This window comes from Lysinibacillus cavernae (assembly GCF_009724685.1).
Classification (GTDB): Bacteria; Bacillota; Bacilli; order Bacillales_A; family Planococcaceae; genus Lysinibacillus; species Lysinibacillus cavernae.
The window spans coordinates 132,933-156,297 of record NZ_WMEF01000005.1 but is presented as its reverse complement, the minus strand read 5'-3'; the positions used below and the strand labels follow the sequence as shown (position 1 = coordinate 156,297).

Annotated in this window: 21 protein-coding genes and 1 riboswitch; of the genes, 15 read left to right on the top strand and 6 right to left on the bottom strand. The window is 37.2% G+C overall.

All coding sequences use genetic code 11. The features are described 5' to 3' along the window. Nucleotides 1-108: 108 nt before the first annotated feature. The 6 genes from GJU32_RS12765 (at nt 109) to GJU32_RS12740 (ending at nt 3,630) form a co-directional block, all read left to right on the top strand. Nucleotides 109-816 (top strand): 2OG-Fe(II) oxygenase, encoded by a 708-nt coding sequence (locus tag GJU32_RS12765; RefSeq protein WP_155592335.1) that lies wholly within the window; start codon nt 109-111, stop codon nt 814-816. 48 nt (nt 817-864) lie between these two features. Further along, complete coding sequence (locus GJU32_RS12760; RefSeq protein WP_155592334.1) at nt 865-1,491, top strand: bifunctional transcriptional activator/DNA repair enzyme AdaA; 627 nt, start codon at nt 865-867, stop codon at nt 1,489-1,491. 3 nt (nt 1,492-1,494) lie between these two features. Next, complete coding sequence (locus GJU32_RS12755) at nt 1,495-2,022, top strand: methylated-DNA--[protein]-cysteine S-methyltransferase (protein WP_155592333.1); 528 nt, start codon at nt 1,495-1,497, stop codon at nt 2,020-2,022. Nucleotides 2,023-2,060: 38 nt separating this feature from the next. Next, nucleotides 2,061-2,879, top strand: coding sequence for an SPL family radical SAM protein (locus GJU32_RS12750; protein WP_155592332.1), 819 nt, complete (start codon nt 2,061-2,063; stop codon nt 2,877-2,879). Nucleotides 2,880-2,893: 14 nt separating this feature from the next. Then, nucleotides 2,894-3,181, top strand: coding sequence for an Ada metal-binding domain-containing protein (locus GJU32_RS12745; RefSeq protein ID WP_155592331.1), 288 nt, complete (start codon nt 2,894-2,896; stop codon nt 3,179-3,181). A 281-nt stretch (nt 3,182-3,462) separates the two neighbouring features. Beyond that, complete coding sequence (locus GJU32_RS12740) at nt 3,463-3,630, top strand: hypothetical protein (protein WP_196426696.1); 168 nt, start codon at nt 3,463-3,465, stop codon at nt 3,628-3,630. Between the two features lie 160 nt (nt 3,631-3,790). Here the strand turns inward: GJU32_RS12740 and GJU32_RS12735 are convergent, their stop codons facing one another. Continuing rightward, on the bottom strand, nt 3,791-4,159 hold the full coding sequence (locus GJU32_RS12735; RefSeq protein ID WP_155592329.1) for a hypothetical protein: 369 nt from the start codon (nt 4,157-4,159) through the stop codon (nt 3,791-3,793). 219 nt (nt 4,160-4,378) lie between these two features. On the opposite strand from GJU32_RS12735, the gene GJU32_RS12730 reads away from it, so the two are divergent. The 3 genes from GJU32_RS12730 to GJU32_RS12720 all read left to right on the top strand — a co-directional run bounded on the left by GJU32_RS12730 (nt 4,379) and on the right by GJU32_RS12720 (nt 7,437). Further along, nucleotides 4,379-5,134, top strand: a complete 756-nt coding sequence (locus GJU32_RS12730; protein ID WP_155592328.1) for an SDR family NAD(P)-dependent oxidoreductase — start codon at nt 4,379-4,381, stop codon at nt 5,132-5,134. Nucleotides 5,135-5,159: 25 nt separating this feature from the next. After that, complete coding sequence (locus GJU32_RS12725; RefSeq protein ID WP_155592327.1) at nt 5,160-5,594, top strand: MarR family winged helix-turn-helix transcriptional regulator; 435 nt, start codon at nt 5,160-5,162, stop codon at nt 5,592-5,594. Nucleotides 5,595-6,663: 1,069 nt separating this feature from the next. Next, nucleotides 6,664-7,437: an IclR family transcriptional regulator gene (locus GJU32_RS12720; protein WP_155592326.1), complete on the top strand. Its 774-nt coding sequence runs from the start codon at nt 6,664-6,666 to the stop codon at nt 7,435-7,437. Between the two features lie 48 nt (nt 7,438-7,485). On the opposite strand, the gene GJU32_RS12715 is transcribed toward GJU32_RS12720, so the two are convergent. Then, on the bottom strand, nt 7,486-8,670 hold the full coding sequence (locus GJU32_RS12715) for an aminotransferase class V-fold PLP-dependent enzyme (protein WP_155592325.1): 1,185 nt from the start codon (nt 8,668-8,670) through the stop codon (nt 7,486-7,488). 14 nt (nt 8,671-8,684) lie between these two features. Next, nucleotides 8,685-9,773: a M24 family metallopeptidase gene (locus tag GJU32_RS12710; protein ID WP_155592324.1), complete on the bottom strand. Its 1,089-nt coding sequence runs from the start codon at nt 9,771-9,773 to the stop codon at nt 8,685-8,687. A 294-nt stretch (nt 9,774-10,067) separates the two neighbouring features. Here GJU32_RS12710 and GJU32_RS12705 point away from each other — a divergent pair, with 294 nt between their 5' ends. From GJU32_RS12705 to lepB, 3 genes are all read left to right on the top strand, one after another. Next, nucleotides 10,068-11,006, top strand: a complete 939-nt coding sequence (locus tag GJU32_RS12705) for an LCP family glycopolymer transferase (protein ID WP_155592323.1) — start codon at nt 10,068-10,070, stop codon at nt 11,004-11,006. Nucleotides 11,007-11,358: 352 nt separating this feature from the next. After that, complete coding sequence (locus GJU32_RS12700) at nt 11,359-11,475, top strand: transcriptional regulator (protein ID WP_155592322.1); 117 nt, start codon at nt 11,359-11,361, stop codon at nt 11,473-11,475. A 144-nt stretch (nt 11,476-11,619) separates the two neighbouring features. Continuing rightward, the gene (gene lepB, locus GJU32_RS12695; protein WP_155592321.1) at nt 11,620-12,180 is read left to right on the top strand and encodes a signal peptidase I; all 561 of its coding nucleotides are present in this window, start codon (nt 11,620-11,622) and stop codon (nt 12,178-12,180) included. 34 nt (nt 12,181-12,214) lie between these two features. On the opposite strand, the gene GJU32_RS12690 is transcribed toward lepB, so the two are convergent. Further along, nucleotides 12,215-12,418 (bottom strand): hypothetical protein, encoded by a 204-nt coding sequence (locus tag GJU32_RS12690; protein ID WP_155592320.1) that lies wholly within the window; start codon nt 12,416-12,418, stop codon nt 12,215-12,217. A 158-nt stretch (nt 12,419-12,576) separates the two neighbouring features. Then, nucleotides 12,577-12,676, top strand: a riboswitch (purine riboswitch). A 73-nt stretch (nt 12,677-12,749) separates the two neighbouring features. Between GJU32_RS12690 and GJU32_RS12685 the strand changes: the two genes are divergently transcribed. Both GJU32_RS12685 and GJU32_RS12680 read left to right on the top strand, forming a co-directional pair. Beyond that, nucleotides 12,750-13,940 carry an MFS transporter gene (locus tag GJU32_RS12685; protein ID WP_155592319.1) on the top strand — a complete coding sequence of 397 codons (1,191 nt, stop codon included), beginning with the start codon at nt 12,750-12,752 and terminating at the stop codon, nt 13,938-13,940. A gap of 300 nt (nt 13,941-14,240) precedes the next feature. Beyond that, entirely contained in the window at nt 14,241-16,847 is a 2,607-nt protein-coding gene (locus GJU32_RS12680) for a cation-translocating P-type ATPase (RefSeq protein ID WP_155592318.1), read from the top strand. Nucleotides 16,848-16,897: 50 nt separating this feature from the next. Here GJU32_RS12680 and GJU32_RS12675 read toward each other — a convergent pair whose 3' ends face one another. Beyond that, nucleotides 16,898-17,380, bottom strand: coding sequence for a DUF3231 family protein (locus GJU32_RS12675; RefSeq protein WP_155592317.1), 483 nt, complete (start codon nt 17,378-17,380; stop codon nt 16,898-16,900). Nucleotides 17,381-17,476: 96 nt separating this feature from the next. After that, on the bottom strand, nt 17,477-18,139 hold the full coding sequence (locus GJU32_RS12670) for a cupin domain-containing protein (protein ID WP_420798383.1): 663 nt from the start codon (nt 18,137-18,139) through the stop codon (nt 17,477-17,479). 793 nt (nt 18,140-18,932) lie between these two features. On the opposite strand from GJU32_RS12670, the gene GJU32_RS12665 reads away from it, so the two are divergent. Beyond that, entirely contained in the window at nt 18,933-23,078 is a 4,146-nt protein-coding gene (locus tag GJU32_RS12665; RefSeq protein ID WP_230875037.1) for a S8 family serine peptidase, read from the top strand. Nucleotides 23,079-23,365: the final 287 nt, after the last annotated feature.

Genomic DNA, 23,365 nt, shown 5'->3' with positions numbered 1-23,365 from the left:
GTGACACACAAAAACTTCAATATCTTGCTATTACGTTGGAAAGGGCTTATTTTTTCGTACGCATGCAGTTATACTTTGTTGTACAAAAAATAACAGGGAGGAAAGTAAATGACTATACAAACACGTATTAATAATTTAGATTGGCCATTTATTCATAAAGAGTTAGATGAGCATGGATTTGCGAAACTTCCAGTTATGTTAACGAAAGATGAATGTGAATCTTTCATAGAACTTTATAACGAAAAGGAGCCATATAGAACAACAATAAATATGTCTAGGTATCGTTTTGGAAAGGGTGAGTATAAATACTTTGCATATCCATTACCTAATATAATCCAGGTCTTGAGAGAAGGTTTTTATCCAGAGTTAGCAAAAGCAGCAAACAGATGGCTAGAATACTTAAAGAAACCAGTCGAATTTCCGCTTAGCCATAAAGAGTTTTTACAAAAATGTGAAACACATGAGCAACTTAGACCGACTCCTTTAATTTTAAAGTACGAAGAAGGCGGCTTTAATTGTTTGCATCAAGATTTATATGGGGATGTATTTTTTCCGTTCCAAGTAGTATTTGTCTTGAGTCAAAGAGGTAAGGATTATACAGGTGGTGAATCCTTATTAGTAGAGCAAATTCCTCGAGCTCAAAGTCGAGGTCATGTTATTACTTTGGAACAAGGCTGTGCGTTGATTTTTCCTACTAACAATAGACCTTTTTTGGGGAAAAATGGATATTACAAAACAACAGTTCGCCACGGGGTAAGTACTATCACTTCAGGCGAACGATATGGTCTTGGAATTATTTTTCATGATTCCAAATAATAGTGCAGGTATAGAAGGGCGTTAGTTTTAGAAAAGGATGAGAAAGTAATGAAAGATAAAAAAAATAACGAAATTCAAAAGAATAGTTATGGCATGACAAGTAATGTAGAAGGAATGACAGATGATAGATGGCAAGCAATCATTAACAATGATGCAACCTACAATAATAAGTTTTTCTATGCTGTTGAAACTACAGGGATTTTTTGTAAACCCTCATGTAAATCACGTGCACCAAAAAAAGAAAATGTTCGTGTTTTTCTAACAGCACAGCAAGCTCTCAATGAAAATTTTCGCCCTTGTAAACGTTGCAAGCCTACTAATGAAAACTTACCTGATAACGAATGGATAAACCTTGTTACGGAATACATCGATAAAAACTTCACAGAAAAGTTAAATCTTGTATCATTGGGGGCTATAACACATGGGAGTCCATTTCATTTACATCGAACATTTAAGAAAATTAAGGGGATTACGCCTGTTGAATATATACAACATATTAGATTAAATGCTGCTAGAAATTATTTGATTGAAACAGACAAATCCATTACTGATATATCGATATGTGTAGGTATACCTAACTCAACTTATTTCATCACCCTATTTAAAAATAAATTTGGTCAGACACCTGTACAATATCGTAAATTCCATCGATTAATGAAAAATAAGGAGGAATGACAAATGAATACAAACAAAGAACAAATCATTTATTGGTCTTTACTTGTACACAAGGAATGGCATATCTACGTTGCATCAACATCTAATAATCTTCTATTCGTTGGGTCACAAAACCAATCCTTCGAAGAATTAAGCAATTGGGTTAAGAAAAAATATCCTAAAAATACGCTTGTTGAAAATAAAGAAGTCCTAGCCCCTTATTTAGATGAGATCGTCGAATATCTTGATGGGGACCGGATACAATTTTCATTTTCAATCGATTACAAGGGAACACCGTTCCAACTTTCAGTTTGGAATGCACTTAGTGAAATTCCATATGGACAAACAAAGACATATTCGGATATAGCGAATTATATTAATAAACCATCCGCTGTTCGTGCTGTCGGCACAGCAATTGGGGCAAATCCAGTTTTACTAGCTGTTCCTTGTCATCGTATAGTGGGTAAAAATGGAACTTTAACAGGTTATCGTGGTGGACTTGAAATGAAGAAAAGTCTTTTAGAGCTAGAGAATTCGAGAAACCAAAAGTAAGTTACTTAGGGGAAATCGGAAAGAGAAGGTGTTTTTAATTGAATCATAAATTACTATATAAAAATCCAAAGACAATTCTCAATAAAGGAACAGGTTTTCTTTCAGGATACACTCATTCATTAAACCCTTATACAGGCTGTTCGTTTGGTTGTTCCTATTGTTATGTACGTCAAATGCCTGTATCTCTTTTTAGAGAAGGTGAATGGGGTGCTTGGGTAGATGTGAAGAGTAATGCTGCTACATTACTCGCTAAAGAACTTCGAAAAGCAAAAACAAAAGGAAATGTAACCATTTTTATGTCATCTAGCACGGATCCATATCAGCCTATCGAATATAAAGAAAAGATAACAAGGTCGTTATTAGAGGTTATGGTTGAAGACCCTCCCGACTTTTTACTAATACAGACAAGGAGCCCACTTGTTAGTAGAGATATTGATTTATTGCAACAATTAAAAAATAAGGTGAGAGTTAGTATGACCATTGAGACTGATTCAGAAGTTATTCGTAAACACTTTACGCCTGAAGCACCATCTATCCAAGCGCGGTTCAAAACATTAGAAAAATTAGTAACTGCTGGAATACCATCTCAAGTGGCGATTGCGCCAGTATTACCGAGTGGAGAATTTTTTCCGCATAAATTAAAGCAATTCGTAAATAGGATATGTATAGACGATTATTTTATGGGTGATGGTAGTGAGGGAAAACGAACTAAAAAAATAGGAATTGAAAAGAAATACATCGAAATGGGGTTAGAGGAATGGTACAATCCCCAAGCCTATCAACAAGTATATAGAAGGTTCTTAGATGTATTTTCAAAAGATCAAATTTATGTTAGTCAAGCTGGCTTTGAACCATAAGGTGGATACAGTTAATGAATGGAATAGATAAAAAGACCTATAAGCTGTTAAACGCTGATTTGAAGATATATCAAAGTGATAAACCAGGCTCTCTAGGTGGACATAGAAGAGGAAAAATATATGGTAAATTAGATTGCCCCTCGGCACTAAGAGCTATAGCTAAAGGTGGCTATATTCAACATCGAGTGTTTTTTAGAGATGAAAAAACTGCAATTGCAGCAGGCTTTAGACCATGCGCTGTATGTATGCAAAAAGAATATGCGAAGTGGAAAAAAGGTAAGATGGGAAAAGAAAATGTATAAACTATATGATCATTCAATCACGCCATTATTAAGAGATTCAGATGCTACAATTGAACATAACGTTTTATCTAGACTAAAAGCCCCGCTTCATAAAAAGTGGGGCTCAGACTGTAGACAAACTCAAAAAATTTGAGCGTTTGCCTTAGTCTTTTTACTTTTACAATAAAATAGAGTAAAGCCGTTGATTTCCACTACGGGCGGACGCTTTCCGCGGGCGGGGTCGAGCTACTTCCCTCGCTCTGTTACTGATAAAAAGTAACCTTTCGAGGTGATAAATCATGATGACGAAGAATCAATTCAATGAACGTGAACAATTAGAAATGTTAACGATTGATCAATTGATATCTGAAGATCATTTAGTACGAAAACTAGAGTCCATGCAGGCGATGCTTACTTTTGCTGCCATGAATTTAAAGAAACTGGCTACTTGGAGGTGGCAGGCAGCTTAAAAGAGTTCTTATGCTTGAAGAGTATGTTTAAACGGGTAGAAAATCATCATCTTTAAACATATTCATAGAAGAAAAAAGAAAAAAGGAATCGAGTGTGAACTTCTCGATTCCTTTTGTCGACAGTCTGAGCCCCGCTTCATAAAAAGCGGGGCTTTTATGTTTATCTCACATATTTAAAGACATTTACAAAGAATAAGAGTACGGACAGAGCTACAGCAATGCCACCACCTGATACGAAGAGCTCAAATAACCAACGTGGTACATCGAGATAGACCATCATCATTCCGACAAAAAGGAAGGGTAAACCAAGATTGTAAAGCCAGAATTGTGCTTTAGCCAGACCTGTCTCCGCAGCATCTTTATAAGTCGAATAAATTAAACCAATGAATCCAGTAGTCAGCCAACCTACCACACCAATATGAGCATGTGTCGCTTTCCATTGAAGTTGAACAGTATAATGCATAAACAGTCCAAACGCAAAAACAATCAATAAATACATGACTGAGATCTTTATCCATTTAGCACCCATCATCAACAACTCCTTTCCTGAAAGTGATTTTAGCTAGCTGCTACAGTATATTCTTGTCAAATAAAAAAGATGCTTGTATATATTTGAAAAAAAATGTAGTTTGCTGATTTTTTTATAACAGAATGACGGATAAGAAAATGAGAAGCAATTTAGTTTAAAATCAAATAGTTTAATGTTAAACTAAATGCGCATGAATAATAATAAGGAGATGTTTTAGCAATGGGTAAACTACAAAACAAAGTGGTTATCATTACTGGCGGTGCAGGTGGTATTGGTAGTGGAATGGCAAAAGCAATGGCAAAGGAAGGGGCTATTGTCACAATTGTTGACTTAAAAGCAGAAGCGGGCGAAGCAATGGAAAAAGAATTACAAGAAATCTCTCCAAAATCTATGTTTTTGCAGGCAAATTTGATGGAACGTGAACAATTACCAAAAATTATCGATACAGTCGTAGAAAAATACGGTAAACTAGATGTGCTAGTTAATAACGCTCATGCTGCCAAACAAGTTACAATAGAAGAAACAACACAAGCAGATCTAGACTTATCATTTGGGACAGGTTTTTATCCAACATTCTATTTAATGCAGGCAGCACTCCCACATTTGAAAGAAACAAAAGGCAATATTATTAACTTTGCATCTGGTGCAGGCATTCAAGGGCATGAGACACAGGCAGCGTATGCCGCAGCTAAGGAAGCAATCCGAGGTATTTCTCGTGTAGCCGCAAATGAATGGGGACGTTTCGGTATTAATGTGAATATCATTAGTCCACTTGCTGATTCACCAGGTGTACAGGCATGGGCAAAAGCACAGCCAGAATATTATGAAGCTGTTAGAAATAAAATTCCACTTGGTCGTTTTGGTGATATTGAGCAAGATATTGGACGAGTAGCTGTTTTCTTAGCTTCCGACGATTCACAATACATTACGGGTCAAACGATAATGGTGGATGGAGGTTCATTAATGCTTCATTAATTCTCGGCGTTTGAGGAGGATTTTTTTGAAACAAACAAATATTTTTAAACTAATTCATATGATTGAACAAGTAAATAATGCCAATATTATACGTTTTACAAAAGCGTTTCCTTATCCATTAGGGATTTCACCAATTTTAGTTTTAAATGAGCTACACGTCAAAGGCCCTCAAAAGCAAGCAGAATTAGCTGAAACTATTGGCTATACGAAAGGTGCTATGACAAGTATTGCCGAAAAACTGGTAAAGCTAGAGTTAGCAGAAAGACTTTACGATCCATCTGACCGTCGCACAATTCGCCTACAAATTACAGATGAGGGTCAAGCGGCCTTGGTGAAGGCGCAATCCATAGGGAAAGAGGTCTTTGTACAGCTTTTTGAAGTATTAGATGAAGAAGAAATTGCACAATATTTAAGGATTCAAGAAAAGTTAGTACAGGGAATTCAACATAAAAATGCGTAGCTAAAAGTTTATTACATCATAACTTCTTATAAAAATGTACATTACTAAATTCAATTTTAGTGGTGTACGTTTTTTATTTTACTTTCATTTCTATTGATTTAATAAAGGGTTAAATAATTTACAATAAACTGGGGAAAAGATAAAATTGAACAAACGTTCTATCCTGTGAGGTGCTAATAAATGTATTGGTATGAATATTGCAGAAACATATCGAAAGTAAATATCAGTTACTTGTATTCAAAGGAAATCAGCCATTTCTACCATTAACGGATTATTATGATACGGTTCTCAGCAATTTGACAAAATGAAATTTTTACTTAATTAAACCAACTAATACCATACATATTAAAGACGAAATCATTCCTAAAAGTACAAAAAAGAACATAATAAAATTCTCTCTTTTATTTACTTTATAAAATTCCTTACTACTATCCAAAAAAAAGTATGAATATACTGGAAATGAAAATGACAGTGCTATCCAATATTTCAATTCCCTGGTATTTCCGATTTCATCCATTAATCCAGTCATAATCGGAAACAATATCATAAATAAAAAACCTTGTGTATATTTTTTAATATATCGCTTCATTTTTATACTTCCTAAAAATAAATATTTATTCCTTCGTTCAGGAAATTTTCCCATAGAATATTTAACGTATTAAATCTTAACAATATATTGTCTTAATTCATATTTGTAATTTTTTCCTCATTCAACTAAACTGCCCGGTCAGTTGAATAACGGATAAAAAAATTTACATATACTATACTTTTATTTTATAAGCATTCCAAATTATATCTTTAATCATATATAAAAGCTGAACTAATACAAAAATTAGTTCAGCTTAAAAATAACTTTTTATAATGTTGCACATTGTATGAAGGATACTGATGTATTAACTGAATTACTATGACTATTGACTTTTAATAAAACGTAATGAAACGGCTTTTTTATTGCGTCTCTAGTAAAGTTAAACTTAGTATTTGTAAAATAGTTGAATTTATTGAAAAATGTCGAGCTTCATTTTATAATCAAATTACGGTTCTATTATAGAGACATATGAGGTGTAAGATGACATTAAAAACATTAGATAACTCATTAGAGGTTCTAAAATATTTTAATAAAGAAAATCCTACATGGGGTGTGCGTGAATTAGCAAAAGAGATGAATATTAGCCATTCTATTATTTATAGGATTTTGGCAACATTCGAAAATCAAGGCTTTCTTATTCAAAATCCCGAGACGAAAAAATATGAGTTAGGGCTTCGCTTTCTGGAATACGGTCAGATGGTCAAAGATAAATTGAATCTTTCAGATTTTGTCTTACCCATTATGAAAAATCTTGCAGAAGCAATCAAAGAATCGGTCTTTCTGACATGGTTAGATGGAACAGATGGCGTCACAGTCGAAATAGCTGAGAGCTCTCAAACGATTAAGTTTTCAGTGTCGATTGGTACACGAACACCGCTACATATAGGGGCATCTTGTAAAACCATTATGGCCTTTCTTCCTGAAGAGAGGAAGAAAGAGATTGTGGATCATGGGATGAAAAGATTAACCCCTGAAACAATTACAGACCCTGATGAAATGTTAGCTGATTTAGAGAAAATTCAACAACAAGGCTGGTGTTTTACGACGGGCGAATATTCCCATTCTGTATTTGGGCTTGGAGTACCTCTTTTTAATAGCAAAAGAGAAGTGATTGCTTCTTTAACAATCGCAGGTCCTATTTATCGTAAACCAACAGAAGAGAAGCTTCCTGAGATGGTGAATGTTCTTCAGTATGGAGCGATGAATATTCAACGATATTTCGATCAATATAGCTTTAAGCTATACCATGATTAAGTAGTATAAAAGGCTCGAGATAGTTACTATCTCGAGCCTTTGCTTTGATCATTCAATGAATTCCTTTATGATGGATACGGCCATATCGATTTCATCGAAAGTATTAAAATAATGAGGAGAAAAGCGAGCCATTTTAAGAATATGATTGCGTTCCATAATGGTATTGGCCATAAATGTACCGGCTTCAATGATGACACCACGGTCTGCTAAATAATTCGTTACATCGTCTGGAGAAAGCCCTTCGATAGTAAACGGTGTAATCGATAATCGGTGTGCACTATTTTGAGGACCATATAGGACTAAACCTGGAATCGTATTAAGTTGGTCGATTAAATACTTTGTTAACTGTTGTACACGTTTATATATATGATGGATACCGATATCATTTGCATAATCAATCGCTGCACCCAAGCCAAAAATACTCGGAATGACCGGACAGCCTGGCTCAAAACGTCTAGCTGTTTGTAAGAAGGAATATTCATTGCGTTGATAGTCCCAATTGGTGCTGCCCCAACCAATCATAATCGGAGTAATGGAAGAGATGAGCGCTTGGCGTACATATAAAATACCTGACCCTTCAGGACCGCGTAGCCATTTTCGCCCACAAGCAACTAAAAAGTCACAACCAAGCTCTGCAACATTAATCGGCGTTAAACCAACTGTTTGATTGGCATTGATCAATGTGAGTACATTGTGTTGCTGTGCAAGCTGACATATTTCTTTTGCAGGCTGGAGTGCACCAGCAGCGTTTGACATATGGGCAAAGGCAATCAATTTAGTTTGAGGCGTGATAAGTTGCGCAAGCGCTTGTAAATCCACCATATATTCTGCATTTGTTTTCAAAACTTTTAATTCAACCCCTTGTTGCTGAAGGGCAAGCCAAGGTACATAGTTACTTAACATTTCTGTATCTAGTACAATGACCTCATCACCGTGTTTCCATTGCAAGCCGCCCGCTACATAATTAATAGCCATTGAACCATTAGGCACAAAGGCAAGTTCCTCTTTCGTTGCGCCGATAAACAACGCCGTTTTCTCTCGAATACGCTCCACTTGTTCATATGTTTCTTGACGAAAAGATGGTAAATAGGGACCAATACTCGCCTGTTTTTGAAGGTAGCTGGTCATAACATCAACTACTGGCTGAGGCATGGCAGAAGCGGCAGCTGTGTTTAGATAAATATATTGCTCAAGTAGTGGCATATCTTTTTGTATTTTCATCATATCTATCATGGCACTCACCAGCCTTATAACATGATTAATTCTTTCGAATAGGTCATTAAATTTTCGTAACCATTTTCTGTGACAATCAGATTATCCTCGATACGAACACCGCCAACATCCTGAACATAGATACCTGGCTCCACTGTAAATGCCATACCTGGTTTTAACACCAGCTGATTACGCTGCATTAAATAAGGTTCTTCGTGCGCACTTAAACCAATGCCATGTCCAAGGCGATGTGTGAAATACTCGCCATAGCCAGCATCACGAATAATGCCTCTTGCGATGTTGTCGATGTCATGAGCCGTCATGCCTGGCTTTATAGCTGCTATAGCCGCTTCATTGGCTTGTTTCACAATGCTATACATATTTTTTAATGTCGGTGAAACATCCCCTAAAGCTACTGTTCTAGTCATATCAGCCACATATCCCTTATAAATAGCGCCAAAATCGATAACGATTAATTCGCCTGCCTCTATTTTTTTAGTGCTCGCTCTACCGTGTGGGAGTGCACCACGATAACCAGATGCAACAATGGTGCCAAAAGGGGTCCCTTCGGATCCTCGTCGTCTCATTTCATATTCTAAACGTGCTGCAACCTCCATTTCTGAAACACCAACTCGAATAGTTGGTAATGTTGCTTCAAGACTTTCTTCCACAATCTGTACAGCCTGTCGCATGAAATCCATTTCAAGGTGATCTTTTTCCATGCGTAATTCATGAATGGATTCTCCAATATCACATAAATTGTCATATGTAAGTTTTTCGATGGTTTTCTGTTCCTTTACATGCATGGTGTCAAACTCGACACCCATTGTCTGTAACGTGCCTAGTTCTTTTTTCAGTTGCTGGATGGCCTGTGCCGGTCCCTCTTCATCTGAATAGGATAGGATTGTGCCAGCATTACTCGCATCTACTTTATTTAATTCTACTTGTGGTAATAGAAAATACAACTGATTGTTAGCCGTGATAGCAGTTAATGTTAAACGTTCACTTTGCTTTAAATGAAGACCTGTAAAATAATACATATTTGATCCAGGCACTAGTACTGCTACATCAATGTGCTGTTGCTGCATACGGGAAATTAGTTTCTCTCTTCTATTGTGAAACATCAGGTGGTTCCTCCTAAAAATAAATTTGTTTCTATTATAGAGACATTGTATCTGAAAAATAGTATATATCAACAATAATGAATTTTCAATAAATTAAGATGATGTCATGCTGATAGGAGGATATAAAAAAGGAAGGTAATTTACAAATAAGGGAATAGTATGGTGTAAATTTAGTAAATACTAGTGTACGTCTTTTTTTCGTCCATTATGCATATAAGTAGACTAGATAAACTTTTTTCCAACTTAATACGTCATAAAGAGGGGCAAAATTGTTAAGCAAGAAAGGACTTATGTATGGAAAAAAACATGAAACGCTCAAAAGAGAAAAAGAGCAAGAAAAAATTATGGCTGTGGATTGTTGGTAGCCTATTAGCTATTTTTTTAATTTTCATAGGTACTGCCTACTTTACCATCCAAAAAACCATGAATAAAATAAATACACCACTTATTCAAACAACAGATGCTGCACAACCCGAAGACAAAACGGTGATCAAAAAAGAACCATTCTCGGTACTTATGCTTGGGGTCGATGAACGAAAAGATGATAGTGGTCGTTCAGATACCATGATTGTGATCACTGTGAATCCTGAAAAACAAACGATGAAAATGCTTAGTATTCCCCGTGATACACGTACGGAAATTGTTGGTCATGATACCGTAGATAAAATTAATCATGCCTATGCCTTTGGGGGCGTACCTATGGCGGTAGATACGGTAGAAAATTTTCTAAATATACCGATTGATTATTATGTGTTTATTAATATGGAGGGCTTTTTACAAATTATTGACACGCTTGGTGGCGTCACAATCAATAATGATATGGATTTAACTTATGACGAATACCATTATCCAAAGGGAGAAATAACGTTAAACGGTAATGAGGCACTTATTTTTTCTCGTATTCGTTATGAAGATCCGCGTGGTGATTTTGGTCGCCAAATTCGTCAACGTCAAATCATTGAAGCCGTTATGAAGAAAGCCTCCACGCCGTCTACGTTATTAAAGGCAACAGATATGCTGGATGTACTAGGCGATAATGTTCGCATGAACTTCTCGATGAAGGATCTTATTCAGCTACAAGGCATTTATAAGAAGATGAATGCAAATATTGAACAGTTGTCATTTGAAGCGGGAGATGGTCAAAGGATTGACCATATTTGGTACTACATTCCGAATGAGGCAGAGCTTCAAGAAATACAAACGGATTTAAATAATCATTTACAAAGCAAGTAAGCTAGTTGCTTACTCTAACTATAGTGAAATAGCTGCGAATTTTGAGGCCATGAAGGGAGGGAGATGAATGAATGGGAGGACCCAGGTGCTTAGGTATACAGCGCTTAATCATTGCATGCAAAGCTATGTACCTAAACGCAAAGTACGAAGAAATCCAGTCCAATCAGCTATAAGAGGCCTACAAGTATTGTGTTTAAAATTGTTTATGTAAAGGATAAAAAATCATTCAGGTAGGGTGCATGCCTAGTTGAATGATTTTTTTGTTGTTGGAACATAGCATTTTTCAATATTGCTTGAAATATCAGAAAATTAAGTGTATACTGACATTAGAAATGGTTAAGGAGTGATCGTGATGATTATAGGCACAATTTTGTTAGCATTTGCATTACCAGTTGGTATCGTATTAGTAGCAGATTTATTAAACGAACAGCATCACTCTGCTATGCAAACTAACCATTCATCACTGTGAAAAAAACAGAATCGTATATTTCTAGACAATGTTACCTCGTAGCATTGTCTATTTTTGATGAATAGGAAACAATTTGTGTGATTCGTTCGTCAATAGTGTATAGAAAATGTTATACTATTAAAAAAACAGTATCGGGGAATGAACATGCAAGAGGAAAAAACATCAAGTTTTAAAAAAGAAATACTATCCTACATCAAAATTATTGTTATTACAGCGGTTATTGTTTTTGGCTGTAAGCAATTTTTATTTGCGCCTATTAAGGTACAGGGAGCTTCGATGTACCCGACTTATCATGATAAGGATATTATTATTGTAAGTAAAACAAGTAAAATTGAACGTTTCGATCAAATTGTTTTCCAATCTCCTACAGAAGATGAGCTTTATATTAAAAGAGTAATAGGTCTTCCAGGCGATAAAGTGGAAATGAAAGATGATGTATTGTATGTCAATGGTAAAGCATACAAAGAAGATTATGTGAATCGTCAAACAGATGATCCTAATCAATTACGCATTACGGAAAACTTTACGTTGGAACAATTAGTGAATGAACAAGAAGTGCCAAAAGGAATGTATTTTGTCCTTGGTGACAATCGCCTAAAAAGCTATGATAGTCGCCACTATGGATTAATTTCAGAGGATGCTGTTTACGGCGAATCAAAATTAATCGTTTATCCCTTTAAACATTTTCATATTGGCTCAAAATGATAGTAAAGAGGTCGCTCCTTGGAGTGACCTCTTTTTAGTTTGTGGGTAAGTCCGTACAGCTTTTATAAGTGGGATAATAGACACAAATCTTTGAATTTTCAACGGTTTCTTTGATGGGCGATGGACTACTTTTTGTTGGAGAACTGATTGCTGGTTCTTCGATTGTGAGCTCTTCTACTACTAATTCTACGCCATAAAATAGCATTAAAAAATAGCATACTAATCCTACTATTCGCAAACAATCACCTCGTAAAATAGTTATTGTATGTTATTATGTATGGTCAAATTCGTGGAAATATAAGCAGAAAATCAAAATTTCCTCTCTATTAAACAGTTTTTTATGTAGTCGATTCTATGAAAAAAGCTATTGTCAATGAAATTTTGATGTGCTACTATAGCTAAAGTAAATATTTGATCTGTATAACCTCAATAATATGGATTGAGGGTCTCTACCAGGAACCATAAAATCCTGACTACAAAACTTTGTTTCATTTTTGTAGTCAGGATTTTTTTATCTTTATTTAAAAAATCTCCTACAAAAATGAACGTGTAACGAAAGGGAGATTACAATGAATTGGAGAGTTTATATTCTTGCGGTGACTACCTTTGCAGTCGGATTAGTTGAATTAATCGTAGGTGGGATACTGCCAAATATTGCAGAGGATTTACATGTTTCTTTAGCAACAGCGGGACAATTAATTACTATTTTCGCACTCGTTTATGCTATTTCTGCGCCTGTCCTACTATCCTTGACAGCCAAGGTGGAAAGGAAGCGCCTATTCCTTATTTCTTTATTTATTTTCACATTAGGTAATTTAATGACCTTCTTTAGTACAACGTTCATCATTGTGCTGATCGCTCGTATTTTCACAGCAATGAGTACAGCGTTAGTCATCGTTTTATCATTAACCATTACAACTAAAATTGTAGAACCTCGCCATCGTGCAAAAGCGCTAGGACTTGTTTTTATGGGCGTAAGCTCTGCGCTTGTTATCGGTGTGCCAATGGGTATTTTTATTACGGAAGCTTTTGGTTGGCGAGCAGTATTTTTAGGCATTAGCATGCTGTCAACGATTTCGATGATTTTAATTGCGTTATGTCTTGAAAAAATGCCAATTGGAGAAGTGGTGCCACTGAAGACGCAAATCAAATCATTGGCTAATTTAAAAATCCTTACAGCTCAATTAACAACATTGTTTATGTTAGCTGGTCATTATATGCTCTATGCCTATTTAACACCATTTTTAGTAGAAGCATTTGATTTGAGTGCCTCATGGATTAGTATTTGTTACTTGATTTTTGGTATTGCCTCTGTCAGTGGGAATGCTGTAGGTGGCTGGGTGAGTGATAAAATAGGAACGAGTAAAGCCATCATTTTAATCGTCTCTTCATTTGCCATCGTCTTATTCAGTATTCCATATACAATTATCGCGCTACCATTGTTTTTAGTGTTTACGGTTTTATGGGGTGCGCTGAGCTGGGCATTAACACCGCCATTACAAAATTATTTAATTCAAGCGGACCCTAAATCATCCGATATTCAACAAAGCTTAAATACAGCTGCTCTCCAACTTGGGATTTCTATCGGATCAGCTGTTGGGGGCGCAATGTTTGCCTTAACAGGGTCTGTTATGCACTTAGCAAGCTTTGGGGCTATTCTAGTTCTCTGTGCATTAGGGTGTGCCATCTTCTCTATTAAAAGAGCACCCACTGCACAAGAGCAGCACGTAGATTATCAATCAGCACAACACAACTCATAATATAACAACAGCCTTGAAAGGTATTGGGGAAGCGATCCCTGATACCTTTTTATCTTGTTTCAGCAGATTTTTTTGTACCGAAAGCGAAGCGTAATTGATTTTGGTTTATTGAATCTATTTCCGTATCCCTTCAAAATTCAATTCTCTATGATTTTCTTAGCATACTCTAATTACCTATGGAATAGATTGTTGTAGTTAATGAATTTCACAGACTTAAAGAGTTTGAGATTTTAAGAGCGAATATTATTTTTTAAAAAATAGTAGGAGTCCTTCAAATCTTGTAAATGGAAGGAGAACCCAATGACTGAATATCATCAACAATCATCTGCTGAAGTCATGAAGATATTGAACGTCACCACACAGGGCTTGACTGATGATGACGTCCAAAAAAGGCAACAGGTCTATGGCTTTAATGTATTAGAGGAAGGGAAAAAAACAAGTACGTGGGCTGTTTTCATGGGTCAATTTAAAGATTTATTGGTGATTATTTTACTCGTTGCTGCCTTCGTTTCCTTTCTATTAGGAGAAGTAGAAAGTACCATTGTCATCATGATTGTTGTTATTTTAAATGCTATTTTAGGCACGGTACAGCATGTCAAGGCAGAGCAGTCACTAGACAATCTGAAAGCGTTGACCTCCCCAATTGCCAAAGTAATGCGTAATAATCAGCTAATGGAGATTCCTTCAGAAGAAATCGTGGTGGGCGATCTTCTATTGCTGGATGCTGGCGATTACATCAATGCAGATGGTAGGCTACTGGAAAGTCATAATTTGCACATCAATGAAAGCTCTCTGACAGGTGAATCCATTGCTGTGGCAAAAAGCACAGATCCTATTCGAAAAAACAATGTCACGATTGCAGATAAGAAAAATATGGTGTATTCGGGAAGCTTTGTAACCAATGGACGTGGCATTGTTATGGTTACTGCGATCGGGATGCAGACGGAAATCGGAAAAATTGCTAATTTACTAGATACGGCGAAGGAGAAGAAAACGCCCTTACAAATTAGTCTTGATCAATTTGGTGAAAAATTAGCATTAGGTATTACATTAATTTGCTTAGCGATTTTTACGATTGACCTTATTCGAGGACGTGCCTTAGTTGAATCCTTTATGTTTGCGGTATCGCTTGCTGTTGCGGCTATCCCTGAGGCATTGAGTTCCATTGTTACGATCGTATTAGCGTTTGGCACCCAGAAGATGGCGAAGGAAAATGCGATTATTCGCAAGCTTTATGCCGTTGAAAGCTTAGGAAGTATATCGGTCATTTGTTCCGATAAAACAGGTACCTTAACAGAAAATAAAATGATGGTTCAGGAAGTCTTTGTAGATCAGAAAAAGATTCCACATGATTGGCTCAATCCAACGAATTCTGTGGAAAAAGAGCTGATGGTGAAGGCACTTTTATGTAGTGACGCTGTAGAGCGTGATCATAAAGAAATCGGTGACCCTACAGAAATTGCCCTCGTGAAATTAGGAAAACAGTACGGTTTAGATGAATTAAAAATGCGCGAGCAATACCCAAGAATAGCTGAAATTCCATTTGATTCGGCGAGAAAGCTTATGAGTACAGTCAATCAGATAGACAAGCAATCAGTCATGATTACCAAAGGAGCTTTAGATGTGCTCTTGCCAAAAGTGACACGCATAAAAACATCAACAGGCATTTTTGAGATGACCGCACAGCATCGTCAAAAAATAGAAGCCGTTAATCGTGATTTTTCTATAAACGGTTTAAGGGTGCTAGCGATTGCTTACAAGGAGGTATTACCTCAACAAGCAGTTGATACAAGAGCTGAACGAGATTTAATCTTTGTCGGTTTAGTCGCAATGATGGATCCTCCTAGAAAAGAATCAAAAGAGGCAGTGGAAAGCTGTATTAAGGCAGGCATTAAGCCCGTCATGATTACAGGTGACCATAAAATTACAGCAACGGCTATCGCGCAACAAATTGGTATTTTACAAGATCCAGCAGAAGCCATTGAAGGACATGCTCTTGAAGGATTAACAGATCAAGAACTACAAGAAAAAGTACATGATTATTCTGTGTATGCTCGTGTTACACCAGCACAAAAAATTCGTATCGTCAAAGCATGGCAGGATAAAGGGCATGTTGTTGCAATGACAGGGGATGGTGTCAATGATGGTCCTGCTTTGAAGCAAGCAGATATTGGTGTGGCGATGGGGGTGACGGGCACAGAGGTCGCAAAAGATGCCTCGTCTATGATTTTAACGGACGATAATTTTTCGACCATTGTGAAGGCGATTGCCAATGGTCGTAGCATTTATACGAATATTAAAAATGCCATTTTGTTCTTATTATCAGGGAATGCGGGAGCTATTTTTGTTGTGTTATATGCAACAGTTTTAGGCTTACCTGTTCCTTTTGCACCAGTACATCTATTATTCATCAACTTGTTAACAGATAGTCTTCCAGCTATCGCTATCGGTTTAGAGCCAAATAATAAGAAAACAATGAAGGACAAGCCTAGAAATATCCATACACCTTTATTAAATAAAGCATTTACTACACAAGTAGTGCTTGAAGGGATATTAATTGCAATCTCCACCATTATTGCGTTTCAAATCGGTTTATCGACAGGTGATACGTTAACCGCAAGCACAATGGCCTTTACAACACTATGTTTATCGCGATTAGTGCATGGCTTTAACTCTAGATCCAAAGAATCGATTTTTACTATTGGGGTATTTTCAAATAAATATACTTGGCTTGCCTTTTTAATCGGCGTGCTAAGCTTACACGCTGTCTTGTTTATGCCAATGCTCACAACGGTCTTTGAGGTTGCGCCGTTAACGACAGCACAACTAGGGCTTATTTATAGCTTATCGGTGTTACCGTTCTTAGTAAATCAATGGTATAAGCTATTGTTCGTGAGAAGTCGATAGTAGATCAAAAAAAAGAAGCTTCCGTTATTTGGTAAAACGGATGCTTCTTTTTAGCGTGCAGGCGCGAGTAGCCAGCCTTTATTTTGACTAAGGTCAATCAACTTGGCACCTAGTATGGCATAACGCATATGAAGTTCACCATATTTTGTTAGATGTGTCTTCTTCACTGCCATTTCCAACGCTTGGCTTATGGCAATCAAAGAGGAGGCAATATTCATAGATAAAATAGCACTAATTTCACTATCATTAATGGACGATTTTCCACGAATATCCGTTATTTTTATTTTACTGTACTCGATCGATGTGGTTGGTGCGAGCACGCCATTTTCCTGTAATAACAATGTCAGCTGTCTATTTTCCTCTTTTAAACATTGAATAAATTCCAAAATCATAATCTTTAATTTTTTATCGCGTGTATGCTTGAAAAATGCATGGCTTGAAGCAATATAGCCTTGATTGACACCAAGCTGTGACCAAAGCTTAAAAACCTCCTTAAATCGTAATGATGATAGATTATCATTTAACATTGTCATCGAGACACTTCCTAACTCTTAGTTTATCTAAGATTAGGATGGACAGGAAATAACATTCTATTCATCTTTTACAATAAAAGTTTAATAAAAGAGCCTTTAATAATATGTGCCATAAGGATACATGTGAGAATTAGGATAGCGATATGGATAAGGGTATGGACATGGCTTCATGTAGTGCGGTGGCATTGTTTGTTTTGACGGAGCTTGATCGGTTGATGACTGGACACGACGACAGCCCTTTGGTGGTCCGATATAAGTGGATGGAACAATCGGTGCAATCGTTTTCTTCCATTGTTCTTCATCTAAACAATACGTATGCGCCATAATATTAGCTGGTGTAAATTTCAATATATCGGAACCCAAAATGACCTCTGGCGTTGGTGCATCAAAAATCGCAAGTAAATGCGTATTATCTTCTGTTGCTATTTCATAATGCCACCAGCCCTGCGGTACATTGGCAACCTGCCCAGGCTTAATGGGATAGTTTTGTATTTTCTTTGTAAAGGGATTCAAGATAGAAACTGTTACTGCCCCGGCAATACAATAGACAAGCTCAGCGGCATTTTGATGGTAGTGTGGCTCGACGACATTTTCTTTGCTCAGAAAAATATCGAGTAAAGATACATTTTCTAATGTATTTAATTGTTCCACACCGAGAATGTTAATGTAATTTCGTGAATCTTTTTTAAAAAGCGTACTTTTATTGACATCAAAAGTGAATTCTGCAGATGGGGAGGTATAGTCGATATTTGAGCTAATACTTACATCCTTTCTCATATAAAGTGAGATATTCATCATCATAGATTATGTTTCAACGGTTTATAGGCTTACGCATATGCCTAGAAATCACTATGGAACGCATCTTTCTAAAAGCTAAAGTTACCACCGCTGATTTAGAACGTACGTGCGTATAAAAACAAACATTCTTTCTCGATTGTGAAAAACCCTGTCACCATGTAACGGACATGAGTAGAGTTAGTAAAGGGGTATTCACCATGAAGAACGGTGAATAAAAGCCATGCAGTGTCACCAAATCGGATGTAGGTAGCGAAATCAGGTGCCATACGAAAAGGCGTGTGAAAATCATCAACATAAGGTGATTTTCACATGCCTTTTGCTTTACGAGACAAGAGAAGTGTACGTTTCTTATTAACAATGTTCTAGCCATTCCATTCTGCCCGTTTTACAGCGAGAGTCTGTGGTCATATGACAGATTACATACTAAACCGATTCCCCTCCTATCAAATCTCTTACTGCCCCCTAATTTTCTATAAGCAACTACACCACCGACTGTACCTACAACTGCTGCCTCGATAGGATTAATTGAAAAAAGTAATGTATTATTGCCAGTCACTTCTCATTTGAAAGTTCTATTTTTTTATTAAATTACTAGGAAGATAGATTTAATCTATATTTCATAAATTGATACTAATTATCAATATTTCAGAATATTTAAATATTACGATACTCGAATTAGTTTTATTGTGATAAATTGGAAACATCGCACTAAACTGAAAAGTGCGACAATTAAAGGCAGAGGAGGAAATGAGATTTGAAAAATTTTAAGTTTATGAAGTTTTTAAGTAGTATTCTAGTTTTCGTTATGGTGCTTTCTCTATTGGTTCCATTGTCGAGTGCTAGTGCTGAAGAATCGAAACCATTCAAGCAGGATAGTCAAAGTGAAAGTATTATCCAACTAAAGGCGGCTATCGCTGAGCAGCTAAGCTTGTCTAAAGATGGTCCAACTCTCCATGAAAGCTTACAAAATATATCAGGCAATCAAGAGGTTGCAGTCATTGTTCATTTATCTGAAAAGCCTGTTGTACTAGAGCAAGGAATAAGCCAAATCAAAGGCCAAAAATTCTCTAATGCAAGAGCAAATGAAGTTCGCTCAAATGTAAAAGTACAACAAGCGCAAGTTAAAAAAGAGTTAGCTACTAAAGAAGTTGAGATGACTCAAGGATACACATTTGATACTGTTTTAAACGGTTTTGCGGCAACTGTGAAAGCAAATGATCTCCCGAAACTACTTACAGTAGAAGGAATTACATTAATCGAACCTGATACAATTGTTTACGCATCGGAAGATAATCCGATGAAATCATCGGAACTTATTAAGGACGATCAATTAGAAGCTCAAATGAATACAAGTAATTCTTTCCTTGGCATCGAACAGCTTTGGAAAGAAGGACTTGAAGGACAAGGAATTAAAGTAGCAGTATTAGATACTGGTATTGATGCAGATCACCCTGAGTTTGCTGGAATTTATAAAGGTGGAAAAAACTTCATTCCAAATTCAGCGACTTATACAAAACCTCGGGCAGATGATGATGCATCGGAAACATTGCCTTCGGAGCGTCCAGTCGGGACACCTGAATTTAATGAAAAAGGAAGCTCATTCTATACCTCGCACGGTACACATGTTGCTGGAACAATTGCAGCAATCGGAGCTAACGAATTTGGTATTAAAGGAATTGCTCCAAAAGTAGACCTTTATGCTTACCGTGTTCTTGGGGCATACGGAAGTGGCGCTACATCTGGTATTGTGAAAGCAATTGAAACTGCTGTAATTGAAAAAATGGACATTATCAACCTTTCACTTGGCGGGGGAGCTAACACTGAAACGGATGCGGGTTCATTTGCTATAAATAATGCAATGATAGCTGGAACAATCGGAGTACTTGCAACAGGGAACGATGGTCCAGATCGGGGAACAATGGGCACGCCTGCAACCGCTCGTTTAGGAATTGCTGTTGGTAACACAACAAATCCTGAAACAATGTATAACGGGGAAGTAAATATTACAGTTGGCGACTACAACTTAACAAAACAGCTTCCATTAATGGGAACGACTTTTGGGAAAAATGTAGCAACACAGCTTCAAGGAGAATTTGACCTAGTTGCTGTTCCTGGAAATGGAGAAGTAAAAGACTTTGAAGGAATTGATGTAGATGGTAAAGTGGCATTGATTTCTCGTGGCAGTATCGCATTCGTTGATAAAATTGCGAATGCAAAGGCAAACGGAGCTGTCGCAACAATTATTCATAACTTTGCTGGCGGAACGAATGCACCAGACATTTCAGGCACATTCCTAGGCGATTCGTTTGATTATCTGCCAACATTTGATATGTCCCAAACGGATGGCAGTGCAATTCGCGCTGCATTAGCAGGCGGAACCGGAAAAGTAAGCTTTAGTAAATTCGCTTCCACAAAGACACTGGGGGATGATGTAAACTCTTCCAGTTCACGCGGACCATCTACACCAAACTTTGATATTAAACCAGATGTAAGTGCACCTGGTACAAACATTATGTCAACGATTCCGATGTATAAAAAAGATTTTCCTGATGCAGATTATGGGGAAGCTTATGGTCGTAAAACAGGAACTTCTATGGCAACACCGCATATTGCAGGTATTGTTGCATTAATTAAGCAAGCAAATCCTAGTTGGAACGCGTTCGATGTAAAAGTGGCGCTTTCTAATACAGCACAGGTTTTAGATAAAACAAAATACGATGTGTTTTCTCAGGGAGCAGGGCGCGTAAATGCTTATGCAGCAGCTCATCCAGAAATTCTTGCCTATGCACTTGATAGCGCAATTTTAGATGGAACTGGTGCAGTTACAGAAAACTTGAAAGGTACAGTCACTTTCGGTCCACAATCACTGAAAGACCAGGGTATTTCTGTAACGAAACAAGTTTTAGTAAAAGATATTAAAGGGAACGGCGGCAATTATAACGTATCAATTGATGTGACAAAAACATTTGGTGATGCAACTGTTACAGTAGATCAGCCGACATTTAATCTAGTTGGTGAGCAAGTTTTAAATATTACATTAACGGCTTCACAAGCTACGGCACCAAACGGCTCTGAAATACTAGGGTATATTTACATCAATGGAGGAGCTACAGAAATTTCATTACCATTTGCAGCTGACCTTGGCGGCGAGGCAGTAACCGAAATTAAAGATTATAAGATTACAGAAACAGACCTATCCTTTAACGGAGATGGCGTGAAAGACTCAGCTGTACTTTCGTTCACCTTAACTGGAGATGTAACAACTAACTATATCGAGCTTTGGGATATTATGAATCCTGAAGGTGGAGAATACGGAGACGGCTACATTGGTTATCTACATGCAGGTACTGCGCTAGGAAAAGGCTCTTATACGCTGAATGTTGGTGGGCAGTACAAACCATGGGGAACAGAACCTGCCACAAAGATTCCAGATGGTCTGTATACAATTGACTTCACAGGTCTTGCAGCATCAGGAGCAGTTTCCGATTATGTTGGACCAATTGTCGTGAAAACAACTAAACCAGAAATTACTGGTTCAGTAGCTGAAGGTGTCGCTACAGGACAGGTAACAGATAAGTATATCGACTACAATGAAGAGTTAGATTTATACGGTTTAAATTACAATTTAAATGATAAATTAAAAGCTTCCTATATTTCGATGGTAAATGGCGAAGTACAAGCACCAGTTGCGTTTGAATTAAATCAAGACGGTAGCTTCACATTCCCAGTAACAGCGGAAACTAATGCTGTATCAGTAGTAGTTACAGACGCTGCCGGGAATGTTGGTGAAGCAAAGATATATGAAAAAGAAGTAGTAGCAGCACTTTCTGTAAATCCAACTGAGCTAGACTTAACAGCTGGAGAAACTGCACAACTGACGGTAACAAAAACGTCAACGCCTGCACAAGGTAATGCAACAGAGCAAGACGTAACTGCAAAAGCTACTTATGTTGTTGGAGACGAAAACATTGTAACGGTAGTGAATGGATTAGTAACGGCGGTAGGTGAGGGCACGACGACCATTACTATTTCATATGGTGATAATAAAGTTACTGTAAATGTTACAGTGAAAGCACCTGTTGTAGAAGTACCAATAGTAACACTAGAAATTGACCAAGCTCAGGTTGAAACTAGTATAGGTAAGGAAGTTGCAGTTAAGATTACTGAAGTAACTACTTTTGATGGGAAAACAACAGAAAAAGATGTTACAAACCTTGCAACCTATGAAGTAGCGAATGATGAAATAGCTACTGTAAAAGCAGGGGTGGTAAAAGGAAAAGGTCAAGGTAATACAACGATTACGGTAACATATGGTGAGCACACACTAACATTTGATGTGTTTGTAAAGCAAGGTGATGGCAACGGAAATGGCAACGGAAACGGAAATGGCAACGGGAACGGAAACGGAAACGGCAACGGAAACGGAAACGGAAACGGAAATGGCAACGGAAATGGCAACGGAAATGGCAACGGAAATGGCAACGGAAACGGAAATGGAAACGGAAATGGCAACGGCAACGGAAATGGAAACGGCAACGGAAACGGAAATGGCAATAGCAATGGAAACGGAAACGGCAATGGCAATGGAAATGGAAATGGCAACGGAAATGGAAACGGAAATGGCAATGGAAATGGAAATGGAAACGGAAATGGCAACGGAAACGGAAACGGAAATGGCAATGGAAATGGAAACGGCAACGGAAACGGCAACGGCAACGGAAATGGAAACGGAAATGGCAATGGCAATGGAAATGGCAACGGAAATGGCAACGGAAATGGCAACGGCAACGGCAACGGCAACGGCAACGGCAATGGCAACGGCAATGGCAACGGCAATGGCAACAGAAATGGCAATGGTAATGAAGTAATAATGAAGTCACCGAGGATGATTTATAATTAATTTCAGTTCAAGTAAAAAGAGAAATTGCACAGTGCAATTTCTCTTTTTGGTATTTATTATAAAGCAATCCCTTTAAAAAGATTATCTCCTACTAAGCTAACTGTACATATTCTTTCTGATTTTCTTGCCATATTTGATACAAATTAGCTGCTCTTTATTAGTTGTAAAGTAGTATTTTTTACCTTTATTTATTTGGGTACCGTTTGCTGCTGCATTAAATGTATGTCGTGAAAAAATCGTATGTTTACAAAGCTTCTAAAAATGACTCATTGGCACCGATAGAATAT